The sequence below is a fragment of the Lysobacter sp. 2RAF19 genome, from assembly GCF_052115395.1.
Classification (GTDB): domain Bacteria; phylum Pseudomonadota; class Gammaproteobacteria; order Xanthomonadales; family Xanthomonadaceae; genus Noviluteimonas.
Genome location: NZ_JBFRGO010000003.1, coordinates 72,344 through 91,481, shown reverse-complemented (window position 1 = coordinate 91,481; position 19,138 = coordinate 72,344). Strand labels below are relative to the sequence as shown.

At 67.9% G+C, this 19,138-nt stretch carries 14 protein-coding genes; 10 read left to right on the top strand and 4 right to left on the bottom strand.

Going from position 1 to position 19,138, the window contains the following annotated elements:
- Positions 1–8 precede the first annotated feature (8 nt).
- Both AB4059_RS11820 and AB4059_RS11815 read right to left on the bottom strand, forming a co-directional pair.
- On the bottom strand, positions 9–2,966 hold the full coding sequence (locus AB4059_RS11820; RefSeq protein WP_498979170.1) for a DUF748 domain-containing protein: 2,958 nt from the start codon (positions 2,964–2,966) through the stop codon (positions 9–11).
- Positions 2,967–3,048: 82 nt separating this feature from the next.
- Positions 3,049–4,686: a serine hydrolase gene (locus AB4059_RS11815; RefSeq protein ID WP_498979169.1), complete on the bottom strand. Its 1,638-nt coding sequence runs from the start codon at positions 4,684–4,686 to the stop codon at positions 3,049–3,051.
- Positions 4,687–4,776: 90 nt separating this feature from the next.
- On the opposite strand from AB4059_RS11815, the gene AB4059_RS11810 reads away from it, so the two are divergent.
- The 3 genes from AB4059_RS11810 (at position 4,777) to AB4059_RS11800 (ending at position 9,652) form a co-directional block, all read left to right on the top strand.
- On the top strand, positions 4,777–5,619 hold the full coding sequence (locus tag AB4059_RS11810; RefSeq protein ID WP_498979167.1) for a DUF72 domain-containing protein: 843 nt from the start codon (positions 4,777–4,779) through the stop codon (positions 5,617–5,619).
- 65 nt (positions 5,620–5,684) lie between these two features.
- Entirely contained in the window at positions 5,685–8,300 is a 2,616-nt protein-coding gene (locus tag AB4059_RS11805) for a DUF2339 domain-containing protein (protein WP_498979166.1), read from the top strand.
- Positions 8,297–9,652 (top strand): DUF3999 family protein, encoded by a 1,356-nt coding sequence (locus AB4059_RS11800; RefSeq protein WP_498979165.1) that lies wholly within the window; start codon positions 8,297–8,299, stop codon positions 9,650–9,652. Before AB4059_RS11805 ends, AB4059_RS11800 begins: the two co-directional genes overlap by 4 nt.
- Here AB4059_RS11800 and AB4059_RS11795 read toward each other — a convergent pair whose 3' ends face one another.
- Positions 9,653–10,546 carry a DMT family transporter gene (locus tag AB4059_RS11795; protein ID WP_498979163.1) on the bottom strand — a complete coding sequence of 298 codons (894 nt, stop codon included), beginning with the start codon at positions 10,544–10,546 and terminating at the stop codon, positions 9,653–9,655.
- 111 nt (positions 10,547–10,657) lie between these two features.
- Here AB4059_RS11795 and AB4059_RS11790 point away from each other — a divergent pair, with 111 nt between their 5' ends.
- Positions 10,658–11,542, top strand: a complete 885-nt coding sequence (locus tag AB4059_RS11790) for a LysR substrate-binding domain-containing protein (protein ID WP_498979162.1) — start codon at positions 10,658–10,660, stop codon at positions 11,540–11,542.
- On the opposite strand, the gene AB4059_RS11785 is transcribed toward AB4059_RS11790, so the two are convergent.
- Positions 11,539–11,889 (bottom strand): TfoX/Sxy family protein, encoded by a 351-nt coding sequence (locus tag AB4059_RS11785; RefSeq protein WP_498979161.1) that lies wholly within the window; start codon positions 11,887–11,889, stop codon positions 11,539–11,541. The two genes, AB4059_RS11790 and AB4059_RS11785, sit on opposite strands and share 4 nt — an antisense overlap.
- A 17-nt stretch (positions 11,890–11,906) precedes the next feature.
- Between AB4059_RS11785 and AB4059_RS11780 the strand changes: the two genes are divergently transcribed.
- From AB4059_RS11780 to AB4059_RS11755, 6 genes are all read left to right on the top strand, one after another.
- Positions 11,907–12,890, top strand: coding sequence for a DMT family transporter (locus tag AB4059_RS11780; RefSeq protein WP_498979160.1), 984 nt, complete (start codon positions 11,907–11,909; stop codon positions 12,888–12,890).
- A gap of 33 nt (positions 12,891–12,923) precedes the next feature.
- Positions 12,924–14,534, top strand: coding sequence for an AAA family ATPase (locus AB4059_RS11775; RefSeq protein WP_498979159.1), 1,611 nt, complete (start codon positions 12,924–12,926; stop codon positions 14,532–14,534).
- Between the two features lie 6 nt (positions 14,535–14,540).
- The gene (locus AB4059_RS11770; protein WP_498979158.1) at positions 14,541–15,206 is read left to right on the top strand and encodes a general secretion pathway protein GspB; all 666 of its coding nucleotides are present in this window, start codon (positions 14,541–14,543) and stop codon (positions 15,204–15,206) included.
- Positions 15,207–15,337: 131 nt separating this feature from the next.
- Positions 15,338–15,733 (top strand): DoxX family protein, encoded by a 396-nt coding sequence (locus tag AB4059_RS11765; protein ID WP_498979157.1) that lies wholly within the window; start codon positions 15,338–15,340, stop codon positions 15,731–15,733.
- Positions 15,734–15,745: 12 nt separating this feature from the next.
- Positions 15,746–17,962 (top strand): M1 family metallopeptidase, encoded by a 2,217-nt coding sequence (locus AB4059_RS11760; protein WP_498979156.1) that lies wholly within the window; start codon positions 15,746–15,748, stop codon positions 17,960–17,962.
- Entirely contained in the window at positions 17,959–18,930 is a 972-nt protein-coding gene (locus AB4059_RS11755) for a hypothetical protein (RefSeq protein ID WP_498979155.1), read from the top strand. Before AB4059_RS11760 ends, AB4059_RS11755 begins: the two co-directional genes overlap by 4 nt.
- Positions 18,931–19,138 lie beyond the last annotated feature (208 nt).

Genomic DNA, 19,138 nt, shown 5'->3' with positions numbered 1-19,138 from the left:
GCTGGCGCTCACTCGAGCGCCAGCTCCATGCGCATCTTGCCCTTCTCGTCCTGCGTCGACTTCGTCGCGTCGAGGAACACGCGCACCGGGTCGACCTTGCCATTCGCCAGCAACGCATCCTGCACGGCCGATGCGCGCGCCTTCGCAAGTTGGTCGGCGGCGGTGGCATCGGCGCGATAACGCGGGCGCAATTGCGATTCGAGCCATGCGACTTCCGAGGAGCGCCGCTGCGCCTTGCGTTCGCGACGCGTCGGGTTCGGATTGTCGAGCACGAGTTCGACCTCCACCGGCACCGACGTCGACGGCGGCACGTCCTGCGCCTGCATCGCCGCGGCATCCGGCGGCTGTGGTCGCTTGCCGAAATCGCGCCGGTACATCTGACTGAGCACGTCGGCCTTGTCCTTGTCGTCGAGCTCCGCGTACGGCGTCTCCGCGTCGCGCTGACCGGCCCGGAATTCCGCGACCGCGGCCTGGAAACGCTGATCGTCGAGCGCGGCCTTGTCGGCGGGACCGACCGGCCCGGCCGGAATGTCCAGGCGCAACTCGGGACGTTCGGCGAGGCTGTCGGCGAGTTTGGGCAACGCGCCCTTCGCCTTGTCGGGCAACGCGGGCGAGCCCGGTGCGAAGTCGACGTATTGCGCATCCTCCGCGCCCTGGAACATCGCCGCGAGCAATTTGAACGGCGCGCTGACGATCTTGACGACGATGTTCTTCACGATCTGCCAGATGATCGGCCACAGGCGGAACTTCGGGTCGTCGAGCGTGCCCGTCACGGGGATATCGAGTTTGATCGTGCCGTGGCTGTCCTTGAGCAGCGAGGTCGCCAGGCGCACGGGCAGGCTCACCTTCTCCTTGCTGTCGGTCGCCTGCCCCCACTTGAGTTGGTCGATCACGATGTGGTGCTCGGCGACCAGCCGGCGATCGTTGATCGTGTAATCCAGCTGCGTGGTCAATTTGCCTTTCGCGATCGCATAACCGGCCCACTTGCCCGAATACGGGTTGAAGATCGGCAGCTCGATGTTGCGGAACTGCATCGCCAGGTGCGTCTTTTCGTCGTAGGCGAGCAGATTCGCCGATCCCTTGATGGTCACCGGCGAGTAGCGGTTGATGACGTGGCCTGTGAGATCGATCTGGCTCACGGTCCGCGGCGCGGTGGAAATGTTCGCGATGCGTCCCTGCAGCGCTTCGATCTTCGCCTGGAAGTTCGGCTGCACGGAGAAATCGGCGAACTGCATCGTGCCCGCGGCGATGCGCACGTCGCCGACTTTCAGCGGCGGCAGCGTGGAGGCGTTCTTCGCGGGCGTCGCGCGCGCTTGCGGCGTGGCAGGCGTCGCCGCGCCGAGCGTGGTCGCAAGGTTGAGCTTGCCGTCGCGTGCGATGACCACGCGCGCGACCGGGCGCTGGACCTTGATCGAACGAATCGCGATGTGGTCCGGGGCGGCGGCGTAATCGATGCCTGCGACATCCACGCGCGCCCACGACAGGAAGGGTTGCTTGCTCGCTTTGTCGATCAGGTCGAAATGCGCGATGCTCGCGTCGCCGTCGTATTCGAGTTCGGGGCCCGGGGCGTCCGCGGGGCGCAGCACGACCTGGCCCTTCGCGCCGACGTCGCCCGATCGCAAATCGAGCGACGGATAGTCGGGCAAGTAGGCGATGACATCGCGCATCGGCAGGTCGGAGACCTCCACGCGCAGGTCGGCGGAGAACGGATCCGGAACGACGTCGCCTTCCAACTTCAACGGCGCCTTGCCGTTGACGGTGGCCGTCACGGTGATCGGCACCGCGTGGGCCATGTCGAAGCTCAAGTCTCCGGCCGTCGCGTTCACCGAGGAGAGCGCGAACTTCACGGCGGGCTTCATCGTGCGGTCTTCCAGCGCGAGTTTGGCGTTGCCGATCCGCGCCTGCCCGACGCGCACGTGCCACTCCTCGCCCGGCGTCGCCTTCGACGCGGCGATGACCTGTCCCGTGAACAGGCGCCCGAGGCTGATCGTGCCATCGGGTTCCATCCACGCTTCGACCTGCGCGCCGTCTGCCTGCAATGCGCCGATCGAAACATCGCGACGCCCGAGCGACAGCCGCGTATCGGTCACCGTCGCCGACGGTACGACGACCCAATCCGCGTCCACGCCCTGCGCGCGCAACCGCAGATCGCGCGCCTCGATCTTCGGAAGCCGCGCGTCGAGCGTCACCCCGCCCTGCTTCGGCACTGCGAAGGTGTAATCGCCGCCCAGGTCGACGCGGCCCTTCATCAGGCGGAACGGCAACAGGTCCCCGACGAAGTCCGCGATCGTCTTCGACTGCAGGCCGCGCAGAGTGAATGCACCGCGCGAAGCGACCGGCGCGAGCGACACCTGCCCCTTCCAAGCCAGCGCTTCACCATCATCGCTGCGCGCCTGCAACTGCGCGCGGCCGCCTTCTGCCGTCGTGCGGAAATGGTGCAGGTCGAAGGCGATCGGCGCGAAGACCTTGGTCGGCGCGCGTCGCGTGCGCGCATCGGTGAAGTCCACGCGGCCGCCGCCGATCGACAGGTCTTCGATCAACGCGTTCGGCAGCGGTTCGTTCGGATCGGTCTTCGGCAACAGGTCGACGAGGTTCAGCGACCCGTCGGCGCGCAGGACCGCGCGCGCGTACGGCCGGTCGAGCGTCACTTCGCGCAGGATATGCATGCGCTTGAACAGCGACGCGGCCTGGTAGTCGGCCAGCAGATAACGCATGCCGAGCAGCGGCTTGCCGCGCTCGACGATCATCGCGTCGCGCAACGTCAATTTCAGATTGAAGGGATTGAACGTGACCTCGCCCAGCTGCAACTGTCGATGCAGCGTGTCGCGCACGTAGGCCGTCGCCTGCGAGCGCACCAGCCACGGCACGCCCCAGAAGCCCAGCGCCGCGTAGGCGGCCAGGGCGAGCACGAGCAGGAGCGGCACCAGCACGAAGGGTGCCAGCAACACCTTGCGCAGCGCGGCCATGCGCCTGATTGGCGCATGACCGGTTACGCCCGCGTGAGTGTTTCGTTCAACGTCCGGTTGCGCGCGAACGTTGCGTTCTTGCTTATTCCTTCGCTTCGACCGGCTTCAGGCGCAGGTCCTGGAAGTCGAAGCTGAAATCCGTCATCGGCGACATCGCGTCCATGCGCACTTCCTGGATCTTGCCGTCGGCATCGAGATTGAAATTCACGAAGGCATCGGCGTTCAACCAGCGCTGGCGCCAACGCACGACGAACGTATCGTGCTGCCACGGCTCCATGTCGCCCACCAGGTCCGGCGTCCTGGTGAAGCGCAGAACGAGCTTCCCGCCTTCGTCCTTGATGGCGACATCGCCGTACCACGGATCGCGATATGTGCCCGCATACGACGCCACCGGCAACGACGGCTTCGCGTTGGCGTCGCGCGCCGCCACGTGTTTCTGCATGTCTTCATCGGCGTTCGCCTTCGACTTCGCGACCGCCTTGCCGTAGGCATCGAGCCAATCGTGCCTGGGCGTCTGCAGCATCGCGTCGAGCGCCTGCATCGTCACCGCGTTGAACGCCGCGCCCACTTCCTGGCTCGTCAGCACGATCACGCCGATCTTCTTGTCGGGCACCATCGTCAGGCGCGAGACCATGCCCGGCCAACCGCCGGTGTGCCACACCAGCTTGTTGCCGCTGTAGTCGGAGAGTTGCCAGCCTTCGCCATAGCCGAGGAAGTTCGGCTTGGCCGGCCGCAGTTCGGCCACCGAAGGTTCGTTCACCGGAATCGGCGTGACGATCGTCCACATGCCCTGCTGGCGCTTCTTGCTGACGAGCTGGTGTTCGACACCCTTTGCGTCGGTGTACGTGCCGCCGGCAAGGTGCATGTTCATCCACTTGCTCAGATCGTGGACGCTCGAATAGATGCCGCCGGCGCCCGACACGTTGTGCCAGGTCATGCGCGGCGCCGGTTCCAACGTCTTGAAGTCCGCAAGCGCATAGCCGGTGGCGACGTTGTCGTTCGGCTTCAGCTTGTCGCTGTTGAAGCGCGTTTCGTTCATGCCCAGCGGCGTGAAGATGCGCTGGCGCAGGAAGTCTTCGTACTTCATGCCGCTGGCTTGCTCGATCACCAACTGCGCCACGCCGAACAGGATGTTGTCGTACGCGTACTGCCCGCGGAACGAGCCGCCGAGCGGAACGTCCTTCAGGCGATGCGCGACTTCTTCGGTCGAGTAGGTCGTCGTCGGCCAATACAACAGGTCGCCCGCGCCGAGGGTCAGGCCGCTGCGGTGCGCGAGCAGGTCCTTGATGCGCATCTCGCGCGTGACGTACGCATCGCTCATGCGGAACCACGGCAGGTGGTCGATCACGCGGTCCTCGAGCGAGAGCTTGCCTTCGTCGGCCAGCATCGACAGCGAGGTCGAGGTGAAGGCCTTCGTGTTCGACGCGATGGCGAACATGGTGTGTTCGTCGATCTTCGCCGGCTTGCCCACTTCGCGCGGGCCGAAACCGCGCTCATAGACGATGCGCCCGTCTTCGACGATGGCCACCGCGATGCCCGGGACCTCGAACTGCTTGCGCACCGCGTCGACGTAGGCGTCGAAGCCCGCCAGGCGGGGATCTTCGGCCTGCGCGGTGACGGCGGGCTTCGCGGCGGCGGCCTGCGCATGCGCCAGGGTCGGCAGCGCGAGGGCGGCGAACAGCGCCAGGCACAAGGTCGAGCGGGTCATCGGTCGGGTCATGGGCAAGGATCCGGAACGGAAACCGCGAGTCTCCCGCAGCGTGGAGGCCGCGTCGATGTCCCGGTCGTCATGTCGCGCTACCCTCACGGCATGGCCACCCCCCGCGCGAAGGATGCGGACCTCGGGCTCGTCGCGCCCGGCGCGATCGACGGGATCCGCGTGGGCGTGGGTGGGTGGACCTATGCGCCCTGGCGCGAAACCTTCTTCCCCGAAGGCCTGGTCCAGCGCCGCGAGCTCGAATACGCGAGCCGGCGCCTGAGCGCGATCGAAATCAACGGCACCTACTACAGCGCGCAGAAGCCCGACACCTACGCCCGCTGGCGCGACGAAACCCCGGAGACCTTCGTCTTCACCGCCAAGGCGCCGATGCGCATCGTGCAGGCGAAGGTGCTGGCGAACACCGCCGGGCAGGTCGAGGCCTTCGTCGGCGGCATCGCGACGCTGGGCGCGAAACTCGGCGCGATTTCGTGGCAATTCGAACGCAAGCTGGATCGCGAGGATTTCGCGCGCTTCGTCGACGGCTTGCCGACGACGGTCGATGGCCGCGCCGTGCGGCACGCATTGGAAGTGCGCGACGCCGATTCGGTGGATGCGGCGCTGGTCGAATTGGCGCGCAAGAAAAACGTGGCGCTGGTGTTCACCGATTCGACCGACTGGCCGTCCTTCGCCGACGTCACCGCCGATTTCGTCTATGCGCGGTTGATGCGCGCGCGTTCGAACCTCGTCACCGGTTACACGCGGCCCGAGCTCGTCGCCTGGGCCGAGCGCGCGCGCATCTGGGCCAAGGGCGGCGACCCCGAGGACCTGCCGCGGCTGACGGGCGCATCGCCCAAGGCCAGGCATCGCGACGTCTTCGTGTTCTTCATCAACGCCGACAAGGAACGCAATCCCGCGGCGGCGACGACCCTGATCGAATTGCTGGGCACGCCCTGACCCGATTTGCCTTCCGGCCCGCGCGCGGATTCAATGCGGGGGTCATCCAGGGGAAGGGGACGTCCGTGGGCAGTCTGCTGGGTTTGGCCGCGCTCGTGCTGGCCATCATCGCGATTTCCAACAACGGCACCGCGAACAAGCGCATGGCGGCGCTGGAGCGCGAGGTGCAACGGCTCCTGGCGTTGCTGTCGCAAGGCCCCGAGAGGCCGTGGGAACAGCCGCAGGCCGCGCCGCCCGCGGCCGAACCGGTCGCGCCGCGCGAAGCAGCACCACCGCGTCCGGCCCCCGCCCCGCCCTCGCCCACGCGCGCGGTGTTCGACGTGCAGGGGCCTTCGGTCGAAACGCCGCGCCCCGAATTCGATCGACCCGCGACGCCGGACTTCATCGGACAGGGCGTGGCCCGGGTCAAGCGTTGGTTCACCGAAGGCAACGTGCCGGTGAAGATCGGCGTGCTGGTGTTGTTCGCCGGCGTCGCTGCGCTGCTGAAGTACGCGACCGACCAGGGCTGGCTCGACGCGCCGATCTCGCTGCGCCTGGCGCTCGTCGCCGGCGCCGCCATCGCCGCGCTGGTGTTCGCCTGGCGCAAGCGCGACGCCAATCGCGTGTTCGCCTTGAGCCTGCAGGGCGGCGCGATCGGCATCCTGATGATGGTGGTCTTCGCCGCCTTCAAGTTGTACGCGCTGGTGCCCGGGAATGCGGCCTTCGCGCTCACCATCGTCCTCGTGTTCGGCGCGGGCGTGCTCGCCGTGTTGCAGGATGCCAAGGCGCTGGCGTTCTTCGCCGTGCTCGCCGGCTTCCTCTCGCCCCTGTGGCTGTCGACGGGCAGCGGGAATTACGTCGCGTTGTTCTCGTATTACGCGGTGCTCAACACGGCGATCTTCGCGATCGCGTGGTGGAAGTCGTGGCGCGTGTTGAACCTGCTGGGATTCGTCTTCACCTTCGGCATCGGTGGTGCGTGGGGCGTGCTCGATTACTCGCCGGACAAATTCGGCACGACCGAACCTTTCCTGCTGGTGTTCTTCGCCTTCTACCTGCTGATCCCGCTCGTGCATGCGATGCGGCAGCCGATTCAGCGGCGCGATTTCGTCGACGGCACGCTGGTGTTCGCAACGCCGCTGGTCTGTTTTGCACTCCAGGCCGGTTTGCTGCGCGGTGCGCGAATGCCGCTCGCGTTCGATGCGCTTGCCCTGGCGGCGATTTATGCGGCGCTTTCGTGGTTCGTGTTCCGGCGCGGCGCGAACCGCGTGCTCGGCGATGCGTATGCCTTGCTGGCGGTGGGCTTCGCGACGCTGTCGGTGCCGCTCGCGCTGTCGGCGCGCGCGACGGCGGGCGTGTTCGCACTCGAAGGCGCGGCGCTTGCGTGGCTCGGCGTGCGGCAGCAGCGCGTGATTCCGCAGATCGCCGCCTTCGTGTTGCATCTGATCGCAGCGGGCGCATGCCTGTATGCCTTCGACGCCGATCACGGCGTCGTCGGCCCTGTCATCGCGAACGGCCAGTTCATGGGCTTGCTGATCGTCGCCGTGGGCGCGCTCGCGACGTCCTGGGTGTACCGACGCGCGGAGAAACTGCCGCAATTCTCCCTGTACTACGCGTGGGGACTGCTCTGGTGGATCGGCGCGATCACGCGCGAGATCATCGAATTCGCGCCGGGCAATTCCGAGCCGGATTTCCTGCTCGCCGCTTACGCCGCCACCGGTTGGTTCGCGGCCGAAGCGCATCGTCGCCGGCCGACGACCTTGCTCATCGCAACCGCGCTGCTCGCAATCGCATCGGCCGTGCCGATGGCCGTGCTGCAGACGATCGCGCACGAGCAGCCTTTCGCCGAATACGGCGCGCTCGCCTGGATTGCGTACGCGGTCTTCGGCATCCGCAGCCTGCAGTGCCTGCGCACGGGCGAACATCGCCTCGCGTCGTGGGCGCAGTTGCTGTGGTGGCTGGTTTGGCCCTTCGTCGCCTCGCTTACGCTGTACTGGGTCGTCGACACGCTGCACCTGGCGCAGGGTTGGGGCGTGGCGGGCCTCGCGCTGCCGTGGTTGGCGATGGCGACGGTCGCGCAATGGCGTTGGCCGTGGCTCGCGGCGCCCTTGCGCGAGCGCTTCGACAACATGGCGACCTTGTTGCCGGGCCTGGTGTTCCTCGCGCTCGCGATCCTCTGGGTCTGCAGCCTTGCGCTGCCCGGTGGCGCCAGCCCGTTGCCGTGGCTTCCCGTGCTGAATCCGATGGAAGTCGTGCAGTTCGCGTCGCTCGCGCTGCTGTGGCATTGGTGCGCGCATGGCACCGCGCCGGCATGGCTGGCGCGCGTGCGTGTGCTGATGACGGCCTTCGCGGGCTTCGCCTGGATCACCTCCGTCGTGCTGCACGCGGTGCATCACTGGGGCGGCGTGCAATGGGATCCGAGCCTGCTCGGCACGAGCCTGGCGCAAACGTCGCTGACGGTGGCGTGGAGCGTGCTCGGCGTCATCGCCTGGGTGCTGGGCTCGCGGCGCGGGCAGCGTGCCCTGTGGCTCGCGGGTGCGTTGCTGATGGGCGTGGTGCTGCTGAAGCTGGTGTTGATCGATCGCCACAACCTCGGCAACGCGCTCGGCATCGGTTCGTTCATCGCCTTCGGCCTGCTGTGCACGGTGGTGGGTTACTTCGCGCCGGCGCCGCCGCGCGCGCAGCCTTCGGAGGCGACGGCATGAAGCGTTGGGCGTTGGTGATCGCATTGGTGCTGCCGGTTCTCGCCGCGGCGCAGGTGCGCGGGGATTACGCGAAGCAATGGTCGATCGCCCTGCCGGATGCCGACGCGGGGGCCTATCGCGTCGAACTGGATGCCGACGTGTATCGCGCGATCACCTCGCCTGCGTTGCGTGACGTGGATGTCGTCGATGCGCAAGGCAAGCCGGTCGCGGCCGACGTGTTCGGGCCGGATGCGCCGCTGGCCTCACCGCCACGTTTTGCATCGGTGCCTTGGTTCGTCGTGCGAACGCCGCGCGGCGAGGACGACGGCGGACTGGCGTTGATCGCAAGGCGCGATCCCACCGGCCGCATCCTGTCGGTCGAGGCGCAGGTCACCAACGGCAACGACGCGGCGGCGCCGCGTGCGTTCCTGCTCGATCTGAGCCGTTGGTCCGAAGGCGTGGATGCGCTCGTCTTCGACTTCCCGACGGGCGCCGACGTGCAGGCGGCCTTCCGCGTGGAGACCAGCGACGACCTGCAGGTATGGCGCACGCTCCTTCCGCGGTTGCATTTGCTCGCCCTGCAGCAGGCGGGCAGCCGCCTGTCGAAGAACGACATTCCGCTCGGCATGCCGGCGAAATACGTGCGCCTGGTGCCGCTCGGCGACGAGGCCTTCGCATTCGACGACGTGCGCGCACGCATCGCGACGCCCGCGAGCGAACGCACCTGGGCGTGGGAAACCGTGCAGGGGCGCGAAGCGCGCGATCACGGCCGCGTGGTTTACGAATTCGACTCGCCGGGCCGTTTCCCGGTGGAGCGCGCCGATGTGATCGCCAGCGGCAACGCGGCGGTGGAATGGCGGCTGGAGAGTCGCGACGACGACGATGCGCCGTGGACCTGGCGCGCAGGCCCGTGGGTGGCGTTCCGCGTTTCGGCCCGCGATGGCGCGACGACGTCGGCGCCCGCGTCGATCGGTGGCGCGCCGGTGCGCGATCGCTTGTGGCGCCTGGTCGCCGAATCGGGCACGCCCGCCTCGCCACCGGCGCTGAAACTCGGTTATCGGTCGGAAGTCGTGGTGTTCCTCGCACAAGGCACGCCGCCGTATTCCCTGGTGGCGGGCAGTGCGCGTGCGATGCGTGGCGATGCGCCCTTGCCGAGCCTTGTGGACGCGATGCGCGCCTCGAAGGGCGAAGATTGGCAGCCGATGTCCGCCACGCTCGGCGAGCCGAGGGAACTGGAGGGCGCCGCCGCGCTGGAGCGAAGGACCACGCCCGAAGACTGGAAGCACTGGTTGCTGTGGCTGTTGCTGATCGCAGGGGCCGCGGTGGTCGCGGGCTTCGCGATCACGCTGTTGCGCAAACCGCCGGTGCGTTGATCACTTCGCCTTCTGGCTGAAGGCCACGCTGCCGAGGATCAATGCGCCGGACGCCAGCATCGTTCCGGTCACCGATTCGCCGAGCAGCAACCACGCCCACAACACCGCGAACAGGGGCACCAGGTACGTCGTCGTCGCCGCGCGCGCAGCACCCACGCGCGCGATGAGGCGGTAATAGAAGACGAACGCGAACCCGGTGCACATCACGCCCAGGCCCGCGGCTGCGCCCCACGCCTTCGCGGAAATCGCATGGTCGGGCCATTGTGCGAGCGCGAAAGGCAGCACCAGCAAAGTCGATGCACCGAGCGTGGAGGCCGCCACCGCCGCCGCCGGCAAGCCGGTGACATGGCGACGCACCAGGTTGATGCCGAAGCCGTACAACACCGCCGCGCCCGTGCCCGCGGCGACGGCCCAGCCGATGCTCGCGCCGGCGGTCTTGCCGCTCGCGAGCACGACCACGCCGGCGAACCCGACGAGCAAGGCCATCGTGCGTCGCAAGCTGATCTTTTCGCGGAAGAACAGGAACCCGACGAGGGCGGTGAACAAGACCGTCATCGAATTGCAGATCGCGCCGACGCCCGCGGGCGAACGTTGCGCGGCCCACGCGAACAACACAAACGGCACCGCCGAATTGATCGCGCCGATCAAGGCCAGCTTCGGCCAGATCCGCGGCGGGAATTGCGCGCGCGAGCGCCACAGGAAGGGCAGCAGCACGAGCGCACCCAGGGCCAGGCGCACTTCGACCAGCGCCGCGGCGCCGAACTCGGGCGCGGCCACGCGCATGAACAGGAACGAGGCGCCCCAGATGGCACCGAGCAGGCCGATCTCGGCGGGGGTGATCCAGGCCGGCGTGGTGCGCGCATCGAAGACGGGGGAGGACGCGAGCGTGTTCATCCGGGGCAGCCTCAAAATTGGCTCTTGGCAGGCAGCGCATTTTCCGCTTCCATCAATCTGTCGCAAGCGCATACTTTCGGCGCCAGACACAAACCAGATTTGAGGCTCGCCATGGTCCTGCGCCCCGATTGGCTCCCGGCCCTCTCCGCCTTCGAATCCGCCGCCCGCCATCAGAACTTCGCCCACGCGGCGGAAGAACTGAACCTCACGGCCAGCGCGGTCAGCCACCACGTGCGCAAGCTCGAAGCGCGCCTGGGGGTTTCGCTCTTCCAGCGCCATGCGCGCGGGGTGACGCTCACCGCCGAAGGCCGGCGCCTGGCCGATGCCTCCGGCAGCGCACTCGCCGACATGGAGGGCGCGCTGCGCACCCTGCGCGGCGACCGCGACGAGGAACACCGCGTGCGCATCACCACCCTGCACTCGCTGTCCTATACCTGGCTGCTGCCGCGCCTGCCCGACTTCGCACGCAAGCATCCCGACATCCGCCTGGCCTTCGATACCGAAACCGCGTTGGCGCGCTTCGACGACGGCGGCCCCGACCTCGGCGTGCGACACGGCCCCGGGCATTGGCCGGGGTTGTCGTCGCTTCGCTTGATGGACGAAGCGCTGTTCCCCGTGGCCTCGCCGCGCATGCCGGGCATCGAAACGATCCGCACGCCCGCCGACATCCCGCGCGTGCCGCTGATCCTCGACCACGCGCGCCAGGGCTGGCACGACTGGCTGCGCTTCGCCGGCGTGCATGGCGCCGCACTCGACGAGCGTTACAGCTTCAGCGATACGACCGATGCGCTGCTCGCCGCCGCGAACGGGATCGGCGCGGCGCTCGCGCGCGAACGCATCGTGGTGCCCTACCTGCGCGACGGGCGCCTAGTCGAACTGCCGGGGCCGCGCATGGCTGCGCGTTGGGGTTACCACATCGTCTATCCGGCGCATCGGCGATTGCGGCCGGCGGCGCAGGTGTTCGTGGATTGGTTGCTGTCGGTGTCCCCGGACTAACGCTTCGACTTGCGTGCGCGCTTGATCGGCTTGCGCAGGGCGGCTTCGTTCGCGCGCCGGGCCCACGGCAGGAAGGCCTGCGCCGAATCCATCGCCTCGGCGGGCAGCGACCAGTAGGACATCGGCACCGGCTTGCCCCTGGACTCGTAGACGAAGGGCGCGCAACCGGCGGCCTCGAAGTCCGGGCGCGTCTGGTCGTCGACTTTCACGTACAGCGCATCGTCGACCACGATGCCGATGATGCGGCCTTCGAAATACACGCCGTGCCCGCCGAACATCGCGCGCGTGGAGATCGGGCCGAAGTCCGCGGACAACTCGTGGAGATAGTCGAGGAAGTCGTCGCTCACGCCGCCATAATAGCCGCATGCCCCACGCCCCCGCCCTCTCGCCCGAAGCGCGCGCCGCGCGTTCCAAAGCCTTCTTCCAGATCCACCTGTGCGTGGTGCTCTGGGGGTTCACCGCGATCCTCGGCAAGGCGATTTCGCTGCCGGCATTACCGCTGGTGTGGTGGCGCATGCTGCTGGTCGTCGGTGCGCTGCTGCTGATCCCGCGCGTGTGGCGCGGCGTGCGTGCGATGTCGTGGCGCTTGCGCGGCGCGTATGCGGGCATCGGCGTGCTGGTCGCGCTGCATTGGCTGACGTTCTATGGCTCGATCAAGTTGTCGAACGCTTCGGTGGGCGCGACATGCATCGCGCTGGCCACGGTGTTCGTCGCGATGATCGAACCGTTGGTCGCGCGCACGCGCTTCTCCAAGCGCGATCTGTTCCTCGGCATCGCGGTCCTGCCCGGCGTGGCGCTGGTGGTCGGCGGCGTCCCGGCGGGCATGCGCGCGGGCATCGCGGTGGGCGCGCTGTCGGCGTTCTTCGTCGCGATCTTCGGCGCGCTCAACAAGCGGCTGGTCGAACACGCCGATCCGCTGACCGTCACCACGCTCGAGCTCGGCGCGGGCACGATCGCGCTGACCGCGCTGATTCCGGTGCTGCCGCTGATCCCGGGCACGGCCGGCGCTTTCGCGGGCGATGTCTTCGCCGTGCCGGGTACGCGCGACCTGACGCTGCTGCTCACGCTGTCGCTGGCCTGCACCTTGCTGCCCTTCGCCCTGTCGCTGGTGGCGCTGCGCCACATGAGCGCGTTCGCGCAGCAATTGGCGGTGAACCTCGAGCCGGTCTACGCGATCGTGCTGGCCATCCTGCTGCTCGGCGAGCAGCGCGAGCTCACGCCGGCCTTCTATGCGGGCGTGGCCATCATCCTGGCCGCCGTGTTCATCCATCCGCTCATGGGCACCTCCCGGCCGCTGGCCCATCCCGAAGTCCTGGCCGCCTCCGAATCCAAGGGCGCGGCCGAATAGCACGCCTCCCCCGGTTTCTGGCACGCTGCCGGCATGTACCTCGAGCATTGGTCCCTGCGCGAACCGCCGTTCTCGATCACGCCCGACCCGCGCTTCGTGTTCCTCAGCGAGCGCCACCGGGACGCACTGGCGCACCTGTTGTTCGGCATCGGCCAGGGCGGCGGCGGCGGGTTCGTGCAGCTCACCGGCGAAGTGGGCACGGGCAAGACCACGCTGTGCCGCCTGTTGCTGGAGCAACTGCCCGAGAACACGCGGGTCGCGCTGATCCTCAATCCGCGCCTGTCGGCGATCGAACTGCTCCAAACCCTGTGCGAGGAACTGCATCTCGACATCGCACACGCACGCGGCAGCACCAAGGCGTTGGTCGATGCGTTGAACGCGTACCTGCTCGACGCCTACGCCAAGGGCCTGCGCGTCGTGCTGATCATCGACGAAGCGCAAAACCTCTCGGTCGACGCACTCGAACAGGTGCGCTTGCTGACCAACCTGGAAACCGACACCCAGAAGCTGCTGCAGATCATCCTGCTCGGCCAACCGGAACTGCGCGAGAGCCTCGCGCGCAGCGACATGCGCCAACTCGCGCAACGCATCACCGCGCGCTATCACCTGATGCCGCTGGATGCGAACGAAACCGCCGCCTACGTGCGGCATCGCTTCCGCATCGCGGGCGGCTTGCATTCGCCGTTTTCCGCGAGCGCGATCGCGCGCATCCACAAACATTCCGGTGGCGTGCCACGGCTGGTGAACGTGATCGCCGAGCGCGCGTTGCTCGGCGGCTATGCGCACGATGCGCTGGCGATCGAAGCCGGCGACATCGATCGCGCGGCGCGCGAGGCATTGGCACCGAGGCGTCGTGATCCGCATCCCTTGCGCTGGGCGGCTGCGGCGAGCGTCCTGATCGCGGCCACGGCCGCGTGGTTCTTCTGGCCGCGCACGCCGCCGGCCGAAGCGCGCGCCACGCCGGTCACGAAGGCGGTCGTCGCGAACACGCCGTCCAACAGCGGCGCGCCCCCGCAGTCGCCGTTCAAACCGATCCCGGTGCCGACGCTCGCCGCCGATGCACTCGCCGCGCGCGTGCAGGCGACCGATGCGAAGGATGTCTCGGCGTGGCAGGAGCTGCTGTCGCAATGGCAATCGAAGGCCGATGCGACGCTCGCGGCGAAATGCCCGCCCGCGATCGAGCCCGGCCTGTATTGCCTGCGGGGCACGGCGAGCCTGGACAAGTTGTTCGCGCAGGGGCGGCCGGCCTTGCTGCGCTTGCGCGCCGATCGCACGTCGGCATGGGCGCTGTTGCTCGGCGCCGATGCATTGCGCGCACGCGTGCGCATGGGCAAGGACACCTTCGACATCGAGCGCGTCGCCTTGCAGGACGCATGGACCGGCGAATACGCGGCCCTGTGGCGCGGGCCGGAAAGCCTTGTCGACAAGCCTTCTTCCGATGGCCGCGGCCCCGCCGTCGATTGGGTGCATGCGCACCTGCCCGGTTACGCGGGTCCGGCCATGCTCGACGAGGCGATGCGCGCCGCGGTACGCGGCTTCCAGCAATCGCGCGGGCTCGCCGCCGATGGCGTCATCGGGCCGGAAACCTTGCTCGCCCTGTCAGCGCGCGACCCCGGCCCCCGACTTCGCACGACCCTGGACTGAAGGCCGATGTCGCTGATCCTCGAAGCGCTGCGCAAGTCCGAAGCCGAACGCCGTCGCGCGGTCGTGCCCGACCTGCTGGCCGAACCTGCCCTCGCCGCGCCGATCGCGAAGGCGTCGTCGCAGCGGTGGCCGTGGATCGCCGGCGGCTTGGCGATCGCCGCATCCCTGGCCTGGTTCGCGATGCGCGACCGCGCGCCTGCGCCGATCAGCGTGATTCCGGCGAGAGATGCTCGGGCGGTCGCGCAGCCTGCGCCCGCCACGGCGGCCCCGATCGACACACAACGCGCGGCGCCGGCCTTGCAGCGGCCGATCGTGGTCGCGCCGCCCGCGCCGCCCGCGCCTGCGAAGCCGGCCCCGGTCGCGGACGCACCGCCGCCGGTGATCGCGCCCCCGCCGCGCATCGAACGCACGCCCGCACCCGCGCCGGCGCCGGTCGCGATCGACACGACCGAGCGCGTCTCCGACCTCGGGGTCGAAGAGCGCAAGCAACTCCCGCCGCTCAAACTCAGCATGCACATGTGGAACGATGTTGCATCGCAGCGCTTCGTGATCATCGACGGCACGCGGCTGCGCGTCGGGGATCGCCTGGGCGCGCTGGTCGTCGCGGACATCCTGCCCGACGGCGTGCTGCTCGACTGGAACGGGCGGGCACTGAAGCTGCCGTTGCAGTAGCGGGCGCAGGGCGCACTGCAGGCCACACCCCGACACGCATGCGACAGCGGGCGCGGCCGGGGCTATGCTCGGCAGGTAGCCGTCCGGCAGGGGCGTCGGGACGGCTCGCACATTCCATCCAAGGGGGAGCGATGAACCAGAACACCCAGAATGATTTCGGGCGATTGATCCTGCGCGTCGTACTCGGCCTGTTGATCCTGCTGCATGGCATCGCGAAGTTGCGCGGTGGCATGGGCGGCATCGTCGGCCTGGTCGAATCGCACGGCCTGCCGGGCGTGCTCGGCTACGGCGTGCTGATCGGCGAAGTGCTCGCGCCGCTGATGCTGATCGCGGGCTTCTACGCACGCATCGGCGCGCTGCTGGTGGCCGCCAACATGCTGTTCGCCTTCGCGCTCGTGCACATGGGCGACATCGGGCACCTCAACGCGCAAGGCGGTTGGGCGCTCGAACTGCAGGGCATGTTCCTGTTCACCGCGATCGCGCTGGCCCTGCTCGGGCCCGGGCGTTACAGCGTCAACGGCCGCTGAGGGCACCAACACATGAAGCCATCCATCCGTTTCCCGCGCTGGGCCGTCGGCCTGGCGCTCACCGGCGCGTGCGTACTCGTCGCCACCGCGCAGGTCGCGACCGCGCCGGCCGCACCCGCCACCGACACAACCGTTGCCGATGACATCCCGTTCGCTTCGGCCAATCCCACCGCCGTCACGGTGCCGAGCGCGCCGAACGCGTGGGGCGGCGCCCGCACCGGCAGCGAGGAAACACTCTCCGACCGCGTGGTGACCTACAAGATCGACGCCACGCTCGATCCGAAGAAGCACACCGTCGAAGGCAAGCAGCAACTCACCTGGCGCAACCGCAGCGACCGCCCGGTGAAGTCGGTCTACCTGCACCTGTACCTCAATGCGTTCGAAGGCCCGGGCAGCACGTTCAACACCGAGCAGCGCAACAACCACTTCGGTTTCCGCAGCGAAGTGAAGACCGAAGAAGGCGGCTACGGCTACACGCGCCTGACGAAGGTCGCGCAGAATGGCGCAACGGTGCCGTGGTCCTACGTGCATCCGGACAACGGCCCGTCGACCGACCGTACCGTCGTGCGCCTGGACCTGCCCGAAGCCGTCGCCGCCGGTGGTTCGACCACCATCGACATGGACTTCTTCGACCAACTGCCGCGCGTGGTCGCACGCACCGGTTACTTCGGCACGTTCCATCTGGTGGGCCAGTGGTTCCCGAAGATCGGCGTGCTCGAGTTGCCGGGCGAACGCGGCGCGACCGCCCCGCGCTGGAACGTGCACGAGTTCCACCTGCACAGCGAGTTCTACGCCGATTACGGCCTGTACGACGTTTCGATCACCGCACCGAAGGATTACACCATCGGCGCGACGGGTGAGCTGCAGGGCACGCCGGTCGAGAACAAGGGCCAGCTGACGCATCGCTACGTGCAGGGCGACGTGCACGACTTCGCATGGACCGCCGACAACCGCTACGCCAAGCCGCTCGACGGCGTGTACAACGGCGCCAACGGCCCGGTGAAAGTGCGCGTGCTCTACCACCCGGAATACGCGAGCAACGCCAAGCCGGTGCTGGATGCGACGATCGAATCGCTGACGTACTTCTCCAAGACGCTCGGCGACTATCCGTACAAGACCGTCACCGCCGTGATCCCGCCCTACAACGCGGGCGAAGCCGGCGGCATGGAATATCCGACGTTCTTCACTTCGGAAAGCTACAAGGACGTGACCAAGGGGCGCCTGGAACAGTACGCGCTGGATTTCGTGACCATCCACGAATTCGGCCACGGTTATTTCTACGGCATCCTGGGTTCGAACGAGTTCGAAGAGCCGATGCTCGACGAAGGCCTCAACGAATATTGGGACCATCGCCAGATCGTCGCCGCCAACCAGCACGCCACCGCGCAGACGTGGCTGACCAAGCTGGTCGGCGTGGATATCGGCCTGGGCGAGTGGGAACAACAGCGCCTCGGCGCGATGACCGGCGAACCGGCCGATCCGATCGGCAACAGCTCGTGGGACCGCATGTCGAGCAACAGCTACGGCACCGTCTACGCACGCACGGCCACCGTGATGCACGACCTGGAACAGCAGGTCGGCAAGGAAGCGTTGGAACACGCGTTCAAGCAGTACTACGCGCAGTGGAAGTTCCGCCACCCCTCGATCGCCGACTTCCGTGAAGCGATGGCCGAAGGCACGGGGCAGCGCGCGCTGGTGGAGAAGGTCTTCGCCGAGCAGGTCTACAACGTGCGCAAGGTCGACGACCGCGTCACCGAGTTCGAAAGCGAAGAAATCCTGCCCGAGCCGGGCCTGGTCGAAGTGAACGGCAAGGTGGTCGAGCGCAAGCCGTCGGAAATCGACGAGTCGATCGAAGACGCACGCGCTGCGTTCAAGAAGGCGCATCCGAAGGCGAAGGACAACGAAGGTCCGTTCGACTACGCCACCTACATCGTCGTTCGCCGCGCCGGTGCGGTGGTGCCGCAGACGGTACTCGTGCGTTTCGAAGACGGCTCCTCGCAGACGCTGCGCCTGCCCGGCACCGGTGACAAGCGCTGGGCGCGCTGGCGCCTGGTGACCAAGAGCCAGGCCAAGTCGGTCGAGCTGGATCCGGAGCGTCGCGTGTTCCTCGACAAGGACAAGCTCGACGACAGCCGCACGCGCGAGCCCGACGGCACGGCCTCGCGCCGCTGGACGGCGGACATCGCCGCGTTCTTCCAGTCCCTCCTTGCCCTCCTGGTGACCGCATGAACACGAACGATCGCAAGCTGGGCGCATTCGGCGCCCTGATCGGCGGCCTGGGCCGCGCGTTGCAATGGCGCTTGCTGTTGCTGTGGGCCGTCGGCCTGTTGCTGCCGACGCTGGTGGCGGTGCTGCCGATTTCGATGGCGCTGTCCGAGCGTCTGGATTACTCGGTGCACGCGAAACAAATCGCGGAGCGGTTCGACCTGGCGTGGATGCTCGAGGTCTTCGCGCCGATCGTGAAGGACCAGAGTGCGGCCATCAACGCGGCGGGGATCACCGGCGTGGTGATTGCGCTGCTGTTGTCGCCGTGGCTGACGGGCATGGTGGTCGCTTCGATCCGCGCGGGGCAGTCGTTGCGCTTCGGCAATCTGTTGCAGTTCGGCTTGCGCGAGTACGGTCGCATGGCGCGCATGTTGGCGTGGGCGGTCGTGCCGATGGGCATCGCGTTCGGGCTGAGCGCGCCGCTGAGCAAGTGGGCGCAGCACCAGGGTGAGACGGCGGTCCTGCAGTCCAATGCGGACAATGCGTCCTTGATCGCGACGGTCGTGCTGGCGGTGTTGGTGGTGCTCGCGCATGCGACGGTGGAATCGGGTCGCGCGATGTTGGCGATCGATCCGGCGCGTCGTTCGGCGGTCAAGGCGTGGTGGCGCGGGGTGAAGTTGTTCTTCCGTCGTCCGGTCGCGGTGTTGGTCGTTTATCTGGGCACGCTGCTGGCGGGCGAAGGGCTGGCGATCGTTCTCGGTCTGGCGCGCACGCGCGTGAGTGCGGTGTCGGTCGGCGGGATGGTGCTCGGGTTCTTGCTGGTGCAGTTGGTGGTGATGGCCGTTGCGTGGGGGCGCGTTGCGCGTCTCTACGGGTTGTCTGCGCTGGCGCGGGATACGGTGGAGCGCACGGTCGCGAAGGCGCCGAAGGTGGCGCCGCCTCCGCCGCCTGCTGTGGCCGAGGCCGCTAACGAGTCGATGGCGGTTGCTTGATGGCTCACGAAAAACCCCCGCGAAAGCGGGGGTTTTTTTGTGTCGTGTTGCTGCGCCACCAGATGGGCGCATCGGCACGTCGTATTGGAGGTCCTTTTGACTCCGCTGAAAAGCAAACGCTCCGCAAAAGGACCTCCAACACGACGCACCGCTGCGCTCGCGGCTGAGGGTCTCGCGACAGCACCTGGGGAATGTGTCCGTCGTCGTT